The following is a 552-nucleotide window of genomic DNA, read 5'->3' as shown; positions in this document are numbered from 1 at the left end:
CTTTTCTTTTCTCTGAGCCTTCCCCCCTTTCAAGCCTATTGGTTTATTTCTCCTTTTCTTTTTACGCTTCTCTTTGGGCTGGCTTTCTATGTGGGCCTGGACTATGGCTATCTCCTGGGGGGAGGTCTTTTGTTTTTAGTCAGCTCCCTCTATTTCTTTCTGAGCGGCGCAGAGCTCCTGGCCCAGAGGTTGGCCCACTACGCCTTAGGGTTTTTTGTCTTGGGCCTCCTCTTTATTCCGGTTGGTCCTCTACTGAGCAAAATTAGAGCCAGGGGCTACCTTTTCCTTTTGCGGCGGGCCTATGTCTATCTCTTTTTGCTTCCGGTGATAGCCCTTCCCTTTTTTATGGTCAATAATTTGTATTGGGCGGAGATAAGAAAAGTGCTGGGCCCATCAGAACCCCGGGTGGAAGCCGGGGAGCTCTTATCGAGTGAGCTGATCTACCTTTTGAGCACTGATGGCCAGGAGGCCCAGAGGATACTGGAAAAGTCCTTTGAGGTTGTGGCTTTGAACAAGATAAACCAGCTAACCTACAGCTTCCAGCTCAAGAGC

General features: G+C 49.6%; 1 protein-coding gene. It reads left to right on the top strand.

The window, feature by feature from the left end:
* On the top strand, nt 1–552 hold a 552-nt coding region (locus HW443_RS12775), incomplete at both ends, for a hypothetical protein (RefSeq protein ID WP_176238397.1).

The sequence above is a fragment of the Candidatus Hakubella thermalkaliphila genome, assembly GCF_013281975.1.
Taxonomy (GTDB): Bacteria; Actinomycetota; Humimicrobiia; order Hakubellales; family Hakubellaceae; genus Hakubella; species Hakubella thermalkaliphila.
This window is presented reverse-complemented; position numbering and strand designations above follow the sequence as displayed.